Source organism: Streptomyces celluloflavus (assembly GCA_000720995.1).
Taxonomy (GTDB): Bacteria; Actinomycetota; Actinomycetes; order Streptomycetales; family Streptomycetaceae; genus Streptomyces; species Streptomyces celluloflavus.
Window position 1 is genome coordinate 36,962 of sequence record JOEL01000013.1, and the last position, 16,680, is coordinate 53,641.

Sequence of the window (16,680 nt, forward strand, 5' to 3'; positions counted from 1 at the left end):
CCGCCTCCACCAAGGCGGCTGGAGCCATCCGCACGGGCGAGCCCCGTGTCCGGGCACACATCGCGCGGCGCAACGACCTTCCCCGGACCGGGGCTGCGACGGGTAACGAACACCTCCCCACGCGTGCGGCCCTTGATCAGCCGGGGCAGCAGCCGGGCGGTGCCCGCATCCCAGTACACCGCCTCCAGCACGAAGTCCTCACGGCCGCGGCCGCCCCGGCGCCGCGCGACCGCGCCCTTCGTCTTCACCGGGGCCCGGCGTCCGGCCAGGTCCAACTCCTCGATGCTGACGTCCAGGATCTCCTCACAGCGCGCGCAGGTCTCGTAGAGCATCCGCCACAAGGTCTTCTCCCGCGGGTGGACGTCGCGGCGGGCGATGAGCCGGTCGATCGCCATCTTCGAGCGGGCCGGGGTGTCGGAGTCCGGCGTCGGCATCCGCTTCACCCAAGCCGGCACCGCGTCGGCCCGTCGTAGCCGCGCTCGGCGCACCAGCCCGTCCAGGACAGCACCACGCCGCGGCGCGCGTTCCAGGTGTTCGCCACCGAGGTGCCCCACAGCACCTCCAGGGCCTCGCCGACCTCGTCGGGGCCGCCACCGCGGCCAGCAGCCCGCCCCCGCCGAGACGGTCAGCCGTCTTGCCGACGGCGACGCCGTAGCTCCGCACGGTGTTCGCGTTGGCAAGCGAGCCGAGGAAGACGTCGGCCGCCGCCCGGACGGTCAGCGTCTTCCCGGCCGGCAGCTGGACGACGGTCGGCACCGCTGCTCCTTTGCCACAGATAACGGGGTCGCTTCGCGCAGCGGCCCGAGGACGTCACCGCAGGTCATGATCGGCAATTCCGCAGATAAATAGGGTGTTATCCGTAGGAGACCTCACGACCGCCCCGCCGCCGACATCCCATCAGCCACCCACCAGGGCCGACAAGCCCTTAGCGCACGATCTGACAGCGATGTTCCTCAGGCCTCATATCAGCGGCACTCACGGCGTGGCGCAAGCCGAGGGCCGTGCACGATCTAGGCTAACCAGCAGTCGCCGCAGGCCCGCCGCCGGTTCAACACGAACAGCCCGACCGTTCCTACTTCTCGCGAACATTCCCAGGGCCTCTGACCCGCGATCGTTCTCAGAACGCATCAACAACCGTTCCTCCTCGCGACCTACGCAGCCAAGGTGTCGACGGCCTCCAGCGCGTACAGCTCGTAGGGAATGGCGCCTCCGTCGTCGTTGTGCCGGTCGGACGCGCCAACGCGGGTGAACCCGGCTTTGACCAGCACACGGCCCGAGGCCGGATTGTCGGGGTGGTGCATGGCCTCCAGCCGGTTGAGGCCGGCGGTGGTGAAGGCGACGGAGACGACCTGGTTGGCGGCTTCGGTGGCGTAGCCGCGGCCCCAGCTGCCCTCCCGGAGGATGTAGCTGACGGTGCCCAGGACCTCGCCGTGCGCGACAACGTGGACGCGGCCCGGCTGCCTGCTCTGCCTCGGAGCGGGTCCGGTGAACGGGGCGAGACGCTGCCAGGTGCCGGCCGTGACCCGGGCCAGGTCGACCGTGGCGAACAGCTCACAGGCCGACGCTCCGAGTTTTCTGGTCAGCGAGCGGTCAGCCCGTGTGTTCGGCGGGCGTGACCAGGTGTGCCGCCGCCAGGGATGTGCGGATTTTGGCGGCCTGCTGGGTCAGTCGGTCGGCGACGTTCTGGGCGTGGCGGACGATATCGTCGTCTGCGTTGTCGTCGTCGATCAGCGGGCCGTGGGCGCGGTCGGTGCCGAGTGTGTGGGCGCCCCAGGCGTGGAAGAGGATGTCGTCCATGTCGCTCATCGCGCCGGCGACCGCTTCCAGGACCTCGTTGCGCTGGCGGTACCAGCCGTCGGGGAGATCCGTGAGCGGTCCGTACGCGGCGACCAGGTCCTGCCACGGCACCGGCTTGATCTTCTCTTCGAAGGACAGCCGCGACTTGTAGCCGCGCAGCTGCCACTCGCCCTTGTGCGGACTGTCGCCAGTGAGGCGGATCCACAGGTCGCCCGCGCCGTCCACGACGAACTCCTGCCAGTCCCAGTAGTCATCCGCGGGCGCCGCGTCATCGGGCCCCCAGGTCGTGCGCTCCGGGTGCTCGGAGCGCCGGGCCTGGGTGACGGCAAGCTGAACCGTGTGGTCACCCGACCGATCGGCGGCAAGAGTGGAGAACTGAATCACGACCCCATTCATTCGTGGCCCAGGCATCGTCGGCGTTCGTTCCCAAAGTTCGGTGCCGGACCAGCCAGCGCACTCCACTCGCGTCGCTGCGCCGGCACCCACCTGAGCCTCCGTACACCCGTACAGCGCTAGGACGGTGCTCCCCGCCCGCCGTGTCCCAGCCGTCCAGGAGGCCGTCAGGGCTCGGCGTTGCACTTCCTCACGGGCGACCGAGCTTGGTAAGGGAGCGCCGGCCACAAACCGGAGCGGTGGCGGTCGACCGGCCCGGTTCGCGGTCCGGACTCGCGGTTGCCAACCAGATCATTCCGTTACGGGCAGGCACTCGGCGAGCAGGTCGACGACGTCGTGCCAGGCTCGCTGCGCGTGCTGTGGGTGGTAGCCGACGCCGGGGACCGTGGGGTGGTCGACTGGCGGGTGGTGGAAGGCGTGCAAGGCGCCGCCGTAGACCGCGAGGCGCCAGTCGACGCCCGCGGCCTGCATCTCGGCGGTGAACGCGTTCCGTTGCGCGGGCGGCATGATCGGGTCTTCCGATCCGACCCCGGCCCACACCGGGCAGCGGATGCGCGCCGCCTCGCCCGGTCGGCCCGTGGTAGTTGCGTTGACTGTCCCGATCGCGCGTAGGTTGACGCCATCGCGCCCGAGTTCCAGCGCGATGGCGCCCCCGGTGCCGTAGCCGACGGCGGCGATCCGGTCGGGGTCGGTCCGCAGTTCGGCGCGCAACACGTCGAGAGCCGCATGGCCGATGCCCCGCATCCGGTCAGGGGCGGCGAGCAGCGGCATGCAACGGGCCAGCATCTCCTCGGGGTCACCCAAATAGCGCCCGCCGTGAAGGTCGAAGGCCAGCGCTACGTACCCCAGCTCGGCGAGCGCATCGGCCCGGCGGCGCTCGACGTCGCTGAGCCCCATGCCCTCTGGTCCGAGCAGCACCGCGGGCCGACGGTCGACACCGGACGGGACGGCGAGGTGCCCGATCATCGTCAGACCGTCGGCCAGGTACTCGACCGTGCGCGTCGTAATCGTCATGAGACTGGACCGTAGTGATCGTCGAGCCCGGTCGGGCCGATGTTCACCGCTGGCAGAACAGCGCGGATATGCCTCTGAAATGCGGCGATGGCTCACAAGATCCGTCCCAGACCCCGTTCCCGACAGCCCGGTTCCCGGCCGCTGAGAGGCCGGGAACCGGGCTGTCACGGGCACGTGCGCTCGCCCGGGCAGGTTGGGTGAGCGGTCGGCGTGGCGGTTGAGCTGGGCCATGAGCTCGCGGTTGGCAGCGCGGGCGGCGGCGAGGTCGTCGTCGCGTTCCTGGAGCTTCAACTCCAGGTCGATCGCCTGCTGTTCAAGGGTGCTGATCCGGGCCTTGAGGTGTTCGGTGCCGTCGGGTCCGCCAATGCCGGGACTCGCGCCAGACCTGCTCGCCGAGGACTTCGCTGAGGCGGTGTTCGAGGCGGCGTACTTGGGCGGCGAGGGGGCCGTGCGGGCGTCGGCGGCGGCGAGGTCGGCTTTGAGGGATGCGCGGCTGACGGCCGGACCGCGGCCGCCGGGAGCGGCGGTCGGTTCGGCGGCCTGGGTGTGGATTTGGGTGAAGAGGTCGCGGTGGCGGCCTGCGGAGGCCGACGAAACCGCAGACGACCAGGTCCCTCGATCCCGAACTCCGCGCTACCCACGGCAAATCCGGAGAATTCAAGATGATCGATTACATGACACTCAAACCGCCCAGGATGGGGAAACCAATCCCGTACCAACGTCGCCTGTCAGTGCCTCCTGACAGGATGCGCGGATGACCTCAACTGGCCACCCGCTCAGCGACCATGACGATCAGCCGCGTGCCCGCCTTCTGGAGCTGGTCGGCACCATCGATCCCTGGGACGACCTGGAGCGCATCCACCTGAAGACCGCCACACAGTGGATCGCCAGCGGAGCCCCGGTCTACCGAGTGCGCAAGCCGGATGTTCCCGCGATGCACCTGGTGAGCTACTTCGTCGTCCTCGACGACACGCGCGATCAACTGCTGCTCGTCGCGCACCGCAAGGCGGGCCTGTGGCTGCCGGCCGGCGGACACGTCGAGCCGGGTGAGGACCCGTGGGCCGCGGTGGTCCGCGAATGTCGTGAGGAGCTGGGCATCCAGGCCATGGCATCGCCGATCAGCGGCGAGCTTCCTCTCTTCCTCACCGTCACCGAAACGCGGGGGCAGGGCACACACACTGACGTCTCGCTCTGGTACCTCCTGACCGCCGACGCTGACACCATCACCTCCTACGATCAGGACGAGTTCAACGCGATCCGGTGGCTGACCGACGAGCAGGTGCTCGAGGAGTCGGACGAGCTGCTCGACCCCCACATGCACCGCTTCACCCACAAGCTGCAGCACGCCCGGGCCGGAAGGCATTGCGGGTAACCGTCCGCGGTGCTGCACGCCTCACCACGCCGGTCCAACGTCGAGACCGACACCAGCACCGCTCTCGTCCGCCGTCCCCATGGGGAGTCGTGACCGCGAGGGTGGGGAATTACGTGACGCTCAGGCCGCCGGAAGTGGGAATTGCGTGAGCGTCGACAACAAGACCCGCACCGGCTCCCTGACCGTCCCCAGGGCCCACGTAGAGGTGTTGCCGGATGGGTCGGAGGTGAAGCTCAGGGTGTTCCTGTCGAACACCAAGAGCCGTCGTGGGAAGCTCACCGACGACAAACTCCAAGCGCTCCACGTCACGGAGGACCTCCATGGCCTTCTTGGAGATCGTCGGGGAAACCCGGAGATAGACCTTCTCAAACTCGGCCCGCGCTTCGAGCCGGATCACAAGGTCGTCATTCGTACTGGTCATACCGCGACGCTGCTGTACTGACCGGGCACGTTGATCAATTGTGAGAATGGCGGCTGGTTGCCGCACGCGGTGTGGGGCCGGTGGTGGTTGTACTGGTGGAGCCAACCGGCCAGTGCGTCGCGTCGTTCTTGCTCGCTGATGTAGCAGCGGGCGTAGGCCCAGCCATCGGCCATGGTGCGGTGGAAGCGCTCGACCTTCCCGTATGTCTGCGGGCGGTAAGGGCGCGTGAACTTCGAGGTGATCGAAAGCGCTTCGCAGTTGTCGCGCCACAGGTACGAGCGGTACGCGCCGCCGTTGTCCGACAGGACCCTCTCAATGGTGACGCCACGGTCAGCGAACCAGTCAACAGCCCGGTGCAGGAAGCCGACGGCGGTGACGGCTGTTTCGTCGTCGTGGACCTCGGTGTAGGCGACGCGGGAGTGGTCGTCGATGACGGTGTGCACGAATGCGTATCCGACCTTCGGGCCGCCGTAGGCGTTGCGTGACTTGCTCTGCGTCGCGGCGCGGTGCTTCTCGCCTTGGTGGCGGCCGACGTAGCGCCAGCCGCCACCGTCGGGGATGTTCCCGAGCTTCTTCACGTCCACGTGCACCATTGATCCCGGATGGTCGTGCTCATACCGGCGGACGGGCTCACCGGTCTCACGGTCGACGTAGGCGAGTCGGTTCAGGCGGGCCGATCGCAGGATTCGATGCACTGTCGACGGGGCGATATTGAGTCTCGCAGCGAGCTGGACCGACCCTTCCCGCAGATTTAGTCGCAGGCTGACGCACCTCTTCGTCATGGTCTTGGGTGTCTTGGCCGGAGAGCTCCGCGGTCGTGAGGATCGGTCCTGCATGGACTCGCCTGCGAGGTAGCGATCGACCCAGCGCTTCACGGTCGGCCAGGACACCTGGAAGCGGGCCGCGACTTCGCTGATTGGCCAGCCGTCGTCAGCGACGAGTCGAGCGACTTTCAGCCGGTGGCGCGGGGTGAGGGCCGCGTTCGAATGCGACATTTCTGAGCTCCTAGACAGGCTGAAAGGCCGGCCATGGTGTGTGGCCGGCCCTTCAGCTTGGAGATATGCGGGGAGGGATAGCGCAGGTCAGTCGACCGGGGAGACTCGGATGAGGTTGCCGTCAGGGTCCGTAATCACGAACGTGCGGCCGAAGACAGCATCATGCGGCTCCTGCACAACGTGGAGCCCCTTCGAGGCCCACCTCGTGAAGATCTCGTCAATCGCCTGCGATGGCCCCGGCACCATGAGTCCGATCTCTGTCGTACGAGGGAGGCTCGGGACCGCGTGCTCGCTGTAGCCCGTCCACAGTGCGAACAGGACACCGGGGGCAGCTTCGAAGGCTACGTAGTGGGGACTGGTGAAGGTCGGTTCGATCTCGAACAGGTCGCTGTAGAAGGCGGTGGCGGCCTCGGCGTCGCGGACGCCGATCAGGAACAGGTTCGGTGCGGGCATGGAGTGCTCCTCAACTCGTTGATTTCTCGGTCCAGCACCCAGTGGATCAACCAATCGCGACGGAACCTGTCACCTTTTCTGAGAACATGGGTAAGCATGAAGGCTTCAAGACTCCTGCATCTCCTGCTGCTCCTGCAGACCCGTCAGCGGCTCACTACCACGGAGCTCGCCGCGCGTCTTGAGGTGTCCCGGCGGACTGTGCTGCGGGACGTCGAGGCGCTATCGACAGCGGGCGTGCCCGTCTATGCCGAACGTGGGCGGAACGGCGGGATCGTCCTGCTCTCCAGTGCACGGCTCAGCGCATCCCATCTGGAACCACCAGAACTGGAGGCCCTATCCGTGGCCGGCTTGGACAGCGCACTACGTGAGCGAATGGGCCTAACTGCGGTGTGGGAGTCGGCCGAGCGCAAGATCGCCGCCCGCCAGGCTGCAGCACCTGAGTCGCCGAGCCCGCTGCGGCTGGCTGACCTTGTGCTTGTCGACAGCACCGCGTGGTTTGCTGCCCCCGAGGCAGCGGTCGAAGTATCGGATCTGGCCTCGACCCTGCGACACCGGCGACGCCTTCGAATCCTGTACCGGCGCAGCGCCGAGAGCCAGGCCTCGACACGGGTGGTCGACCCGTACGGGATCGTGGCGAAATCAGGTCGCTGGTATCTCGTCGCCGATGACCAGGGCGACAGCCGGCTGCTCGCTCTGGAACGACTGTCGGCCTTCGAACAGCTAGACGCACCAGCCGTGCTCCAACCAGGCGAAACCCTCCGCACCAGATGGGCCGTGTTAAAGAAACGCACTGAGGAGCAAGATCGCGTGAGCGTGACCATCCGCCTGCCGGAAAAGGGTCTCGACCTGGCGCGGCGCATCCTCGGCACCCGCATCCACCATGTCTCCGACGCGGAAAAAGGCTCGTGCGTCGTCGTCGTGCGCTACCCCGACATCGAGTCGGTGCGTCAGCTTCTTCAGTTCGGCGACCACATCGAGGTGCTCGCCCCTGAGACGGCCCGCGCACGCATCAGTCAGCTCGCCAGGGACCTGGCTGACAGTCACTCAACCCCCGCATCGTGATTGCCGATCAGGTCCCCTGTTCTCAATCAATGTGCCCGGTCCGTACAGCTAGCCAGCCCGGCAGGGGCGCGGCGTCACGGTTGTCGAGCATGGTGGCGAACCGCCGGACCAGGTAGTGGGTGTGCCTGAGTTCAGGGCAGTGGGCGAGGAGCCGGAGAAGGTGGCCGTTGATGTGCGGGCTGCGGCGATCCGGGTGGCTGGTGATCCAGCGGGCGACTTCACGCGCGGAGGGCGGTCGCTCGCGTGGCTCATCCAGGGGCAGGCCCCGTCGCAGGGGGGCGACGGCCATTTTCACGCGCTGGTAGTGGCCGAGGTACCCCTTGGTCTGGAGTTCCTCGTGCAGGTGGAGCACGGTGGCCAGGACCCGGTCAGCTGAGGTGAGCTTGGCTTTGGCACCTGCTCCACGGGCAATTAGGCGCTCGTGGCCTCGGCGCGTACGGAGTGCTTGCTCACGCTGAACCTCCATCTCTGGAATCAACGCGTCGATGAGTTCGCTGAGTTGCCGGCGGGTCATCCCGGTCAGTTCCGGGTCCTGGAGTGAATGCCGCGTGAGGTGAGTCGGTCGGTCCCCCAGGGCCTCGTCCGGTGTGCTGCTGGGTGGTCGCCGCGTCCATCGGCTGGGAGTGGAGGGTGTAGTTCCAGTCGCCGTGGAAGCGACGACGGGCGATGGGCAGGGCGGCGATCTCGTCGTCGCTGATGCGGATGCCGGTGGGGTACTCGCCGCTGTCGAGTTCGGCCTGGACGGTGAGGCCGGTGCGGCTGGTGGTCGCGGCGATGGTTTGGATCATGACTTCATGGCTGGTCAGGGGTCTGCCTCGCCAGTTCATGGTGATGTGGGAGAACAGCCGGTGCTCGATCTTGTTCCACTTCGAGGTGCCGGGCGGCAGGTGACACACCGTGATCTCAAGGCCGGTCTCGGCAGCGAGGTCGGCGAGCTGGGTCTTCCAGCCGCGGGTGCGGTAGCCGTTGGAGCCCCCGCCGTCGGCGGTGATCAGCAGTCGACGGGCGCGGGGGTAGTTGTGTCGGCCACGGGCCTGCCACCAGCGTCGGATCGAGGCGACGGCGAACGCAGCGGTGTCGTGATCGGTGCCGATGCTGACCCAGCCGGTATTCGCCGCCATGTCATAGATCCCGTATGGAATCGCCTTCTCGGCCTGGCCGGGGAAGGCGTGCGTCTTGACCCTTACGGGCTTCCCTGCGGGCCGCCATTCGTGCCCGGCGTTCTTGTAGTCGCCGATCAGCTCCTTCTTCTTGCTGTCCACGCTGATCACCGGGTCACCGGCGTCCCTGTGGTCTCGTGCCTGCTCGTTGAGGTAGCGGAACTGGGCGTCCCTGTCGGAGTGCTGAGCACCTTCGACGGTCTTGGCGTTGGCCTGCAGACTGAAGCCTTCCTCCCGCAGCAGGCCGGCGACCGTGTCGGCGGAGACCCGATGGCCCTGCCAGGTCAGCGCCGCTGCCAGCTTCCGGGTCGACTGCGTCGTCCAACCAGCGGCGACATCGGGTCACCCCGCTCGTCGGGCTCGACCAGCGCAAGCAGAGCCGGCCGTAGCTCCGGATCCAGGTCCGCTGCCCTCTTCCGGCCACCACCAGGACGACGGACCCGTCCCAACAGCACCTGGCCAGACTCCAGTTCGGCTGCTCCGCGCGAGACCGTACCCTCCCGAACCCCGGCCGTGGCGGCGACGAGTCTGATCCCACCATGCCCCAGCGACAGTGCTTCCGCCCCTATGGCCAGCCGACGCTGACGCTCGTCGAGATGCGGCAACAACACCTGGAACTTCGCCGTCAGAACATCCTCGGTCCCCTCTGGTCTCCCCATACCAGAACAACAAGTCCGACAGCTGGAAGCCACGATTTGTTTCCCGGCAACCCCTAAGGCCAGTGAAAGTCCCCGGCGAGAAGGTCTTTGGGCCGCTGCCGCAGGGGTCCGGTGCGGACGCAGCGAAGACGCCGCTGCGGCGGAATCCGGTCCAGGAGGCTGCGGCGGAGCTGCTCGGGATCGGCCGGTCCGCCGCCTCCAGGAACCATCGTCGCCCTCACCTTCCACAAGAGGGACTGGCGAACCCCATGAAGAGGACTCCGGGACCGGCTCGGTTTCGAACAAGCCTCGCGTGCTGACGCCTCACCTGGTCACAGCGCCCGTTCGCGGGACACATCGTCTTCGTCTCACGAGCTCGTCAGGCGCGAGGTCCAACACGACACAGGCCGGATGTCCGCTGCGGCGTCGGTGTACCGGCCAGCATCCAGTCGACGACGCGTGCGGCCGAGTAGGGCCCGCCGTCCGGGCTGAGGTCCTCCAGGAAACCGAGGTCCTGCCCGAGGGTGACGATGGGCGGCTCGACCGTCCCGCCGGGCCTGCGCTGCCCGAGGCCCACGGTCGCCAACAGCCCGTTGCACAGGCACTGCCGCCCGGCGGTGTCCACGGCCCGCCCGCCCTTGCGCAGGTATGCGGCGATCGGCTCGGCGGCGCAGCGGTGGACGAGCGCGCCGTTCGCCGCGCGGGCCGGCGTCCCCAGATGCCCGATGTCGCACACGGGTCGCCGGGCCGCCCGTACCGCGGCGTCGGAGAGCGTCCCGGGCAGTTCGGCCACCTTGAACGGGAAGGCGGTGGGCGATGCCTGGGGATCGTTGCGCACCCGAAGCGTCCCGGCCCGTGCCCGCGCCCTCAACTCCGTGCGCAGGTCGGCTCGGAGACCGGATTCCTCGCACAGCGCGAATACGCTGCCGAGCTGCACGCCTGCCGCCCCGAGCCGCCGCGCCTCGGCGAGCCGTTGCGGGTGCGCGGCCTCGCCGGCCAGCCAGAAGGGCATGCCGAGCGCCGCCATCTTGGCGAGGTCGGGCCGGTCCTTCGGGCCGTACACGGGCTCCCCCGCACCGTCGAGCGCCGGCTTCCCGCGCGGTGGGGCACTGTGCCCGCCGGCCCGGTGCGTCTCGATGACGAACCCGTCGGGCCGGGTGGATGCGTCGCGCATGAGGTACGAGGCGAGGACGGGCAGCGAGACGATGGCGAGCACGTCGGGGCGGCGCAACGCCAGCCGCTTCGGCCGAAGCTGGCGCAAGGCACCCGACAAGGGATCAAAAGTGTGGGCGAGCGGCTCTTCGTCACCGTCCACGGTGACGAGGGTGGTGACGGATTCCGCGCGGGCGAGCTTCGAGGCGAGGGTGGGGATCTGCCCGGGGATCCCGGCCCCGACCAGGACGTAGTCGGCCCCGGCGAGGATCGCGCCGAACATGGCGGGCGCGGTGGCCAGCTGGATCTTCTCCAGGTAGTTGACCCCGACGAGCCCGTCGTGCCCCTCCTTGGCAAGCCACACCTCGACGAAATTGCCGAGCACGGTGAGGAGTTCGGCAGCCTCGCCCCTGTCGACCCGCAGCCGGGCGGTGGCCCGCAGTCGCGCACCGGGGGCGACGCCACCGTCGACGAAATACCTGTCGAGTGCGTACGCGGCCACCTCCGGCACGGGGAAGGCGGCCAGGGCCCGCCGTATGTGCCCGCCGGGATCGCCGAGCTGGAGCCGCCGCGCGAGCACGACGTCCAGCGCGGTCCCGGACACCACCCCGAGCTGCCCGGTCCCCGCCACGGTCCGCGCGAGCCGCCACCCGGAGACGGCGACACCCATTCCGCCCTGGATGATCTGGGGGTGTTTACGGGGTGCGGGCATGACGATTCCGTTCTACGGGCCGAGTCGCTGGACGTCGTACCGAACCTACGGAACCGTAACTTCGCTGGGATGAGACCTGCCGAAGGTCCCCACTTCTGCGCCATCAGCCTCTACTGAGGTTCTCCGGTCGGCGTCGGGTAGTGACGGTTGGGGATCTCCCTGAGGGCTTGAGGTCGGCCGGCCGGGCCAGCACGCCGAGAAGCTCGGATGCCCAGCTCAGGCCGCTGGAGGCGACCTGCTGGGCAAAGGGCCGGTTGCTTCAGGAACACCGCCGCATGACGGGCTCAGCCCCAAGGGCCTTATGGATACTCAGGGGCAGCGGACGATCATCGTGCGTGAATGCCGTGTCCGGATATCGGACGCGCGTCTCATCGCATCTCCCGGAGTATCCAGACTCGTCCCCATGTCTCCTGATACCCGCCTGTCCCCGAGCCCTCCCGTGTCCGGCGAGGACGCTGCGGCGCCCACGCTGTCGCAAGGGCTCAGGCAGCGGCATCTGTCGATGATCGCCCTCGGCGGGGTGATCGGCGCCGGGCTCTTCGTGGGCTCGGGGCGTGGCATCGCGGCCGCGGGGCCGTCCATCGTCCTCGCCTACGCCGCGTCCGGGCTGCTGGTGATGCTGGTCATGCGCATGCTCGGCGAGATGTCGGCGGCCCATCCGGCCTCCGGCTCCTTCTCCGTGCACGCCGAGCGCGCCATCGGACCGTGGGCCGGGTTCACCTCCGGCTGGGCGTACTGGTTCCTGCTGTGCATGGGGGTCGGCCTGGAGGGCATCGGCGCCGCCCAGATCATGACGGGCTGGCTGCCGGGCACCCCCGAATGGGCGTGGGTGGCGCTGTTCATGGCGATGTTCTGCGGGGCGAACCTGGCCGCCGTGAAGAACTTCGGCGAGTTCGAGTTCTGGTTCGCCGCGCTGAAGGTCGGCGCGATCGTGGTCTTCCTCGCCATCGGTGCGCTCGCCATCGCCGGCGTATTCCCCGGCGCCGACGCCCCCGGCACCAGCAACCTCACCGGCCACGGTGGTTTCATGCCCAACGGGACCGAGGGCCTCATCATCGGTCTGCTCGCCTCCGTCCTCGCGTACGGGGGTCTGGAGACCGTCACCATCGCGGCTGCCGAGTCCGAGCGTCCCGTCCAGGGCGTCGCGTCGGCGGTGCGGACCGCGATGTGGCGGATCGCGGTGTTCTACATCGGCTCCATGCTGGTGATCGTGACGCTGGTGCCGTGGAACGACGAGAAGGTCACCACCGCGGGGCCCTACGTCGCCGCCCTCGACCACCTCGGGATCCCCGCCGCGGGCCAGATCATGAACGTCGTCGTCCTGATCGCGCTGCTGTCCGCGATGAACGCCAACATCTACGGCTCCTCGCGCATGGCCCTCTCCCTGGTCACCCGCGGCCAGGGCCCGCGCTCCCTCGCCCGCATCTCCTCGGGCATCCCGCGCCGCGCGGTCGTCGCCTCCAGCGCGTTCGGCTTCCTGTGCGTGCTGCTGAGCTACTGGCGGCCCGACGACATCTTCCAGTGGCTGCTCAACATGATCGGCGCGGTGATCCTCGTCGTGTGGACCTTCACCGCGATCTCCCAACTGATTCTGCGCCGCCGCACCGACCCGGCGAAGCTGGTGGTGAAGATGTGGGCCTATCCGCTGCTGACCAGGGTCGCGCTGGCCGCCATGGCCGTCATCTTCGTCCTCATGGCGCTGGAACCGGCCACGCGCAGCCAGCTGTGCTGGACCGCCGCCCTGACCCTCGTGCTCATGGCCATCGGGTACCTGCGCCAGCGAAAGGCAGCTGGCACAAGCTGAGTTGGGCCCGCTCGACACCTCGGGACGGCCGCTGCCGGGCGCGACAGGGCACTGCTGGACGGGAGTTGCCGCCGGTGTCCGGGCAGTGGTCGTCCGCCGGTTGACAGCGGGATCGGAGACCGGCCGGCCGTATCGGCTGTGCACCCGAGCCGGAAACTCCCCGCAGCCGGGAAGGCCGGTCCGATCCCGCGTGGTGGTCTGCGCTTCACCGCGGCGCCCCGGGTCGAGCAGCCCGCCTGGAGCGGCCGCCGCGCCCACCGCGGGAACACGACCGGATGCACGCGGATCAACCGACGCATCACCGTTTCATGGCGCGGCGCGCAGTGGATCGCAGAGTGTGCGCGGCGTCGAGGGCGGCGGTACGCGCCCGGTGGGCGGCTTCCGGTAGCCGGCCGGGTGAGCGCCGACCGGGGCTGCGCCTGAGCAGGTCCCGGTAGAGGTTGAGGTGTTGCTCGGCGATGTGCCCCGGGGCGTAGCGGGCCGAGTTGCGCCGAGCCGCCTCTCCCATGCGCCGGCGCCGGGTGTCGTCACGGATGAGGTCGCACAGCGCAGCGGCGAGGCCATCGGCATCGCCGGGACCGACCAGATGTCCGTCGACACCGCGGGTGATGATCTCGCGCGGCCCGAGCGGGCAGTCGGTCGCGACGACGGGGAGACCGCAGCGCATGGCCTCGACGAGGGGCATGCCGAAAGACTCCCGGTCGGAGGAGGAGACGGCGATGGACGCCTTCGTCAGCTCGGCCTTCCAGGTCATCGACATGGCCGTTGAGGAAGACGTGGCCGTTCAACCCGAGGCTGTCGACGAGGGCGGCCAGGGTGCTCCTCTCATTGCCGGTGGTGTCGCCGCTGCTGGACGCGGCGTTCACCGGCACCGGCGTGCTGCCCGAATTCGTACTCGCCCGCAGCGGCGCGGCCGCCCGGCCCGCCGAACGTGAAGCCGACTTCGCCACCGCCCTGGGCTACGCCCGCTCCTACCACGCCATCCACGGAACCCTCGCCGCCGCGATCGACACCGTCCACGACGGCTTCGAGCTCGGGCGGTGGCTTCGCCGGCAACGCCGGCACACCCGTGACGACGCCCACCGGGGCGCACCTGTGTCTGCCGCAGCGAAGGCCCTCACCAGGATCGACCCTTGGTGGTGTCCGTCTTGGAGCCTGGCGTGGCAGCGTGCCTGGCAGTACATCCACGACCAGATCAAGGCGGGCCACCGGCTCGACGCCGACCACCACTTCCGCAGCTTCGCCCCCGCCCAACGCGCCTGGCTACGCCTCCAGCGCACCCACTACGACGACCTCCACTCCGACCAGCAATGCCTCCTGACCGACATGGGCCTCACCCACGAAGCCGCCCGCACTCGGACCATCACTCCCTACGCCGAGACCGCACTCGACCACGCCCGCGCATACGCCGCCCTCCACGGCCCCCTCTCCCCCCAGCGCAGACACCCACCACGACGGCTTCCCCCTCGGCCGCTGGCTGATACAAACACGCCGCAAAGCCCGACAAGGACACCTATCCGCCGACACCAGCCAAGCCCTCACTGCGATCGCCCCATGGTGGAACCCACCCTGGCCCCACACCTGGCAACGCACCTACCAGCAGACCAAGCTCGCCCACCACACAGGCCAGCCCCTTCCGTCGCCCCTCCAGAAGTGGACCGACAGGCAACGAACCCGTTGGAACACCCTCCACCCCGACCAGCAACACCTCCTCACCAGCATCGGCATCCGCCCCGGATAGAGCGGCGCTGCACGCCGCAGAACAGGGGGCGGCCGTGCGTGTCACAGGCGAAGCCCGGTGATACGCACCCGACCAGCGGTCCACGTCCGTCTGATGTCGCCCTATCCGCCGTACTCCCAGGCGCTATCGGCAGCCGGCCCCTCAGCTTGAATCTTCAGCAGCCGAGACGCTATGGCTCCTTCGTTACGGCCGAATTCCTGCGACAGCTCCGACAACGAAGCACCCTGGGAGCAGCGCTCGGCGAGCCGTTGTTCGTCCTCGGGTTCCCAAGGTTTATAGGCGTTGGGGTGCAGTTGCCTCTTCGCGTCCACGGTGTACGCCTTGGGAGCTTCCGGCTCAACCACAGGGCGGGGATCGGGCACAAGGTCACCGGGGTAGGGCGCGAGTTTGAGACCGTAGAGCTTCCAGCGAATGGATTTCTCGCTGCGCCCAAGCTTCTCAGCCAGTTGCTCCAGTCCCTCGCCCGCTCGGTAGTGCTCTTCCAGGTAGGCGATGGCTTCGGAGGTCCACGCCTGGCCAGGGCGGGTGGCTTTGACGGGGGCCGGAGAAGTGGCAGCGGAAGTGTCCACAGCGGAGGCGATGGGAGCCGAGGTGATGAGATGGACGACCTCGCTGAGATCGCATGTGTCCAGCTCTCCGGTCAGTTCGCCGCGGATGACTCCGTCGGCGGTACTGACGACGACAGTGATCTCGACACGTCCCTCTGCCAGGAGGTCGGCGTGCAGACTGTAGCGGCGTTGCGAACTGCCGATCTCAAGCCTCACTGTCGCCGCGTCCCGCACTGCAGCGGAGGCTGTGGGCACGCGGTGGTAGGCCGGAGACAGTAATTCGTGGACGTGCCAGGTAGCCACGAAAGAGCCACCGCCGTCGAGCCGGTAGCTCGTCTGGCTCGCTTCCAGATCGCATGCCGCATAGAGAACCTTGACCTGTTGGCCGTCAAACAGACCAGGGTATTGACCCGGGATGGTGGGTGGGAGGGTCAGAACCCCGCGGCCCGGCTGGATGCCACGGAGATCAGCGTCAGGATCTCCGTACCAAGTGCCGCGGGCATCACAGAAAGCGTAGATCAACACAGCGAGCAGCCGCCCCTTCATCCACATGAAACGTCAGGAGATGATGACGCGGTCGACAACAGCGTGACCTGCAGTTCACCAACCTGTAGCCGCACAGCCTCTCCCCATCGGCGGGGGATCTGGCCGGTCCTTACGCATCACACCAAAACCTCGGCACCACCCGCCCCACCAAACCGAGTAGCCGCTCACTCAAACTGCACCCTGCTCACTCAAACGGCACAGACCACGTATTGCCCAGGTCAGACACACACCACCCGGATCAGGCAAGCAACCCGGACACCTTCCCCTCACACGGAAACCGTCCAGAAAAAGTGAGAACCACCAGCTCACCGCGACAACAACAGCGCAGAAACCCTGGGCGACGACACGGCGACCTTGAGCCGGCGGATCTCGTCGCGGTGGTGGGCGTGGTCGCGAGTGCGGTGCCCGAGCGATGTCCCGCCAAGGCAGCTTCCTGACCTGGGCGTACAGGCCCGGATGGTTGTTCTTGAAGGAGAAGCCCCAGTGCCCGTCCAGGTCGACGCAGTTGACGGGATCGGCACTGCAGTAGTCGTAGGCGTCGGCGTTGCCCCCGGGGTCCGCATTCATCTGCAGGAACCGGCCCAGCGCCGGGCTGTAGATGCGGGCGCCCATGAGGATGACGCCGCCGAGGGCCTCACCCGAGCGCTGCTTGGCGCCGAGCCAGCCGTACCGCTGCGGCGCCTGGCCGTCGGTCGGCACCCCGAACTCGTCGTAGAGCAGCACCTTCGGGGCCGTCATCGCCGTGTCCGGAGTGACGGACATGTCGCCGTGCACGTTGGCGAACTGCAGCTCGACGTCGCCGGTCGCGGACGTGGTGGCCACAAGGTCGCCGTCAGGGCCGGAGACGTTGCGGCCTCGGCCCGCTTCGCGGG

General features: G+C 68.4%; 15 protein-coding genes and 3 pseudogenes. 7 read left to right on the forward strand and 11 right to left on the reverse strand.

From position 1 onward, the window contains the following. Positions 1 to 32: 32 nt before the first annotated feature. The 4 genes and pseudogenes from IH09_RS14235 to IH09_RS14250 form a co-directional block, all read right to left on the reverse strand. A pseudogene (locus IH09_RS14235) lies at positions 33 to 756 on the reverse strand (site-specific integrase); the annotation flags it as partial. Positions 757 to 1,151: 395 nt separating this feature from the next. After that, a complete protein-coding gene (locus IH09_RS39855) occupies positions 1,152 to 1,583 on the reverse strand; it encodes a GNAT family N-acetyltransferase (RefSeq protein ID WP_318279460.1) in 432 nt (143 codons plus the stop codon). Positions 1,584 to 1,590: 7 nt separating this feature from the next. Beyond that, positions 1,591 to 2,181 (reverse strand): hypothetical protein, encoded by a 591-nt coding sequence (locus IH09_RS14245; protein WP_052856600.1) that lies wholly within the window; start codon positions 2,179 to 2,181, stop codon positions 1,591 to 1,593. Between the two features lie 300 nt (positions 2,182 to 2,481). Beyond that, positions 2,482 to 3,204: a dienelactone hydrolase family protein gene (locus tag IH09_RS14250; protein ID WP_052856601.1), complete on the reverse strand. Its 723-nt coding sequence runs from the start codon at positions 3,202 to 3,204 to the stop codon at positions 2,482 to 2,484. Positions 3,205 to 3,414: 210 nt separating this feature from the next. On the opposite strand from IH09_RS14250, the gene IH09_RS39020 reads away from it, so the two are divergent. The 3 genes from IH09_RS39020 (at position 3,415) to IH09_RS40625 (ending at position 5,018) form a co-directional block, all read left to right on the forward strand. Next, positions 3,415 to 3,612, forward strand: coding sequence for a hypothetical protein (locus IH09_RS39020; protein WP_190233286.1), 198 nt, complete (start codon positions 3,415 to 3,417; stop codon positions 3,610 to 3,612). Positions 3,613 to 3,958: 346 nt separating this feature from the next. Continuing rightward, entirely contained in the window at positions 3,959 to 4,576 is a 618-nt protein-coding gene (locus tag IH09_RS14255) for an NUDIX hydrolase (protein ID WP_052856602.1), read from the forward strand. Positions 4,577 to 4,721: 145 nt separating this feature from the next. Further along, the gene (locus IH09_RS40625) at positions 4,722 to 5,018 is read left to right on the forward strand and encodes a hypothetical protein (RefSeq protein WP_367435817.1); all 297 of its coding nucleotides are present in this window, start codon (positions 4,722 to 4,724) and stop codon (positions 5,016 to 5,018) included. Here IH09_RS40625 and IH09_RS14265 read toward each other — a convergent pair. Both IH09_RS14265 and IH09_RS14270 read right to left on the reverse strand, forming a co-directional pair. Beyond that, entirely contained in the window at positions 4,994 to 5,992 is a 999-nt protein-coding gene (locus IH09_RS14265; RefSeq protein WP_052856604.1) for an IS481 family transposase, read from the reverse strand. The genes IH09_RS40625 and IH09_RS14265 overlap by 25 nt on opposite strands. Before the next feature lie 87 nt (positions 5,993 to 6,079). Continuing rightward, a complete protein-coding gene (locus IH09_RS14270; protein ID WP_052856605.1) occupies positions 6,080 to 6,445 on the reverse strand; it encodes a VOC family protein in 366 nt (121 codons plus the stop codon). Positions 6,446 to 6,541: 96 nt separating this feature from the next. Here IH09_RS14270 and IH09_RS14275 point away from each other — a divergent pair, with 96 nt between their 5' ends. Further along, positions 6,542 to 7,507 carry a helix-turn-helix transcriptional regulator gene (locus tag IH09_RS14275; RefSeq protein ID WP_052856606.1) on the forward strand — a complete coding sequence of 322 codons (966 nt, stop codon included), beginning with the start codon at positions 6,542 to 6,544 and terminating at the stop codon, positions 7,505 to 7,507. A 343-nt stretch (positions 7,508 to 7,850) separates the two neighbouring features. Here IH09_RS14275 and IH09_RS37125 read toward each other — a convergent pair. After that, positions 7,851 to 9,326, reverse strand: a pseudogene (locus IH09_RS37125) (ISAzo13 family transposase); the annotation flags it as partial. Positions 9,327 to 9,684: 358 nt separating this feature from the next. Continuing rightward, complete coding sequence (locus tag IH09_RS14285; protein WP_052856607.1) at positions 9,685 to 11,169, reverse strand: beta/alpha barrel domain-containing protein; 1,485 nt, start codon at positions 11,167 to 11,169, stop codon at positions 9,685 to 9,687. Positions 11,170 to 11,671: 502 nt separating this feature from the next. Here IH09_RS14285 and IH09_RS14290 point away from each other — a divergent pair. Then, positions 11,672 to 12,973 (forward strand): amino acid permease, encoded by a 1,302-nt coding sequence (locus IH09_RS14290; protein ID WP_110952310.1) that lies wholly within the window; start codon positions 11,672 to 11,674, stop codon positions 12,971 to 12,973. Between the two features lie 298 nt (positions 12,974 to 13,271). Here IH09_RS14290 and IH09_RS14295 read toward each other — a convergent pair whose 3' ends face one another. Next, positions 13,272 to 13,733 carry a glycosyltransferase gene (locus tag IH09_RS14295; protein ID WP_052856609.1) on the reverse strand — a complete coding sequence of 154 codons (462 nt, stop codon included), beginning with the start codon at positions 13,731 to 13,733 and terminating at the stop codon, positions 13,272 to 13,274. A 116-nt stretch (positions 13,734 to 13,849) separates the two neighbouring features. Between IH09_RS14295 and IH09_RS40635 the strand changes: the two are divergent. After that, positions 13,850 to 13,987, forward strand: a pseudogene (locus IH09_RS40635) (hypothetical protein); the annotation flags it as partial. Positions 13,988 to 14,453: 466 nt separating this feature from the next. Further along, positions 14,454 to 14,714, forward strand: a complete 261-nt coding sequence (locus tag IH09_RS40640) for a hypothetical protein (protein ID WP_342636982.1) — start codon at positions 14,454 to 14,456, stop codon at positions 14,712 to 14,714. A 101-nt stretch (positions 14,715 to 14,815) separates the two neighbouring features. Here the strand turns inward: IH09_RS40640 and IH09_RS39025 are convergent, their stop codons facing one another. Continuing rightward, the gene (locus IH09_RS39025) at positions 14,816 to 15,808 is read right to left on the reverse strand and encodes a hypothetical protein (protein ID WP_190233287.1); all 993 of its coding nucleotides are present in this window, start codon (positions 15,806 to 15,808) and stop codon (positions 14,816 to 14,818) included. A gap of 168 nt (positions 15,809 to 15,976) precedes the next feature. Continuing rightward, entirely contained in the window at positions 15,977 to 16,630 is a 654-nt protein-coding gene (locus IH09_RS39865; protein WP_052856612.1) for an RHS repeat-associated core domain-containing protein, read from the reverse strand. Positions 16,631 to 16,680: the final 50 nt, after the last annotated feature.

Bases quoted from the DNA above. Each gene is read 5' to 3' on its own strand.
- IH09_RS39025 (WP_190233287.1), bottom strand. From the start codon at position 15,808: ATGAAGGGGCGGCTGCTCGCTGTGTTGATCTACGCTTTCTGTGATGCC.
- IH09_RS14265 (WP_052856604.1), bottom strand. From the start codon at position 5,992: ATGTCGCATTCGAACGCGGCCCTCACCCCGCGCCACCGGCTGAAAGTC.
- IH09_RS14270 (WP_052856605.1), bottom strand. From the start codon at position 6,445: ATGCCCGCACCGAACCTGTTCCTGATCGGCGTCCGCGACGCCGAGGCC.
- IH09_RS14275 (WP_052856606.1), top strand. From the start codon at position 6,542: ATGAAGGCTTCAAGACTCCTGCATCTCCTGCTGCTCCTGCAGACCCGT.
- IH09_RS14295 (WP_052856609.1), bottom strand. From the start codon at position 13,733: ATGTCGATGACCTGGAAGGCCGAGCTGACGAAGGCGTCCATCGCCGTC.
- IH09_RS14250 (WP_052856601.1), bottom strand. From the start codon at position 3,204: ATGACGATTACGACGCGCACGGTCGAGTACCTGGCCGACGGTCTGACG.
- IH09_RS14290 (WP_110952310.1), top strand. From the start codon at position 11,672: ATGATCGCCCTCGGCGGGGTGATCGGCGCCGGGCTCTTCGTGGGCTCG.
- IH09_RS14255 (WP_052856602.1), top strand. From the start codon at position 3,959: ATGACCTCAACTGGCCACCCGCTCAGCGACCATGACGATCAGCCGCGT.
- IH09_RS14285 (WP_052856607.1), bottom strand. From the start codon at position 11,169: ATGCCCGCACCCCGTAAACACCCCCAGATCATCCAGGGCGGAATGGGT.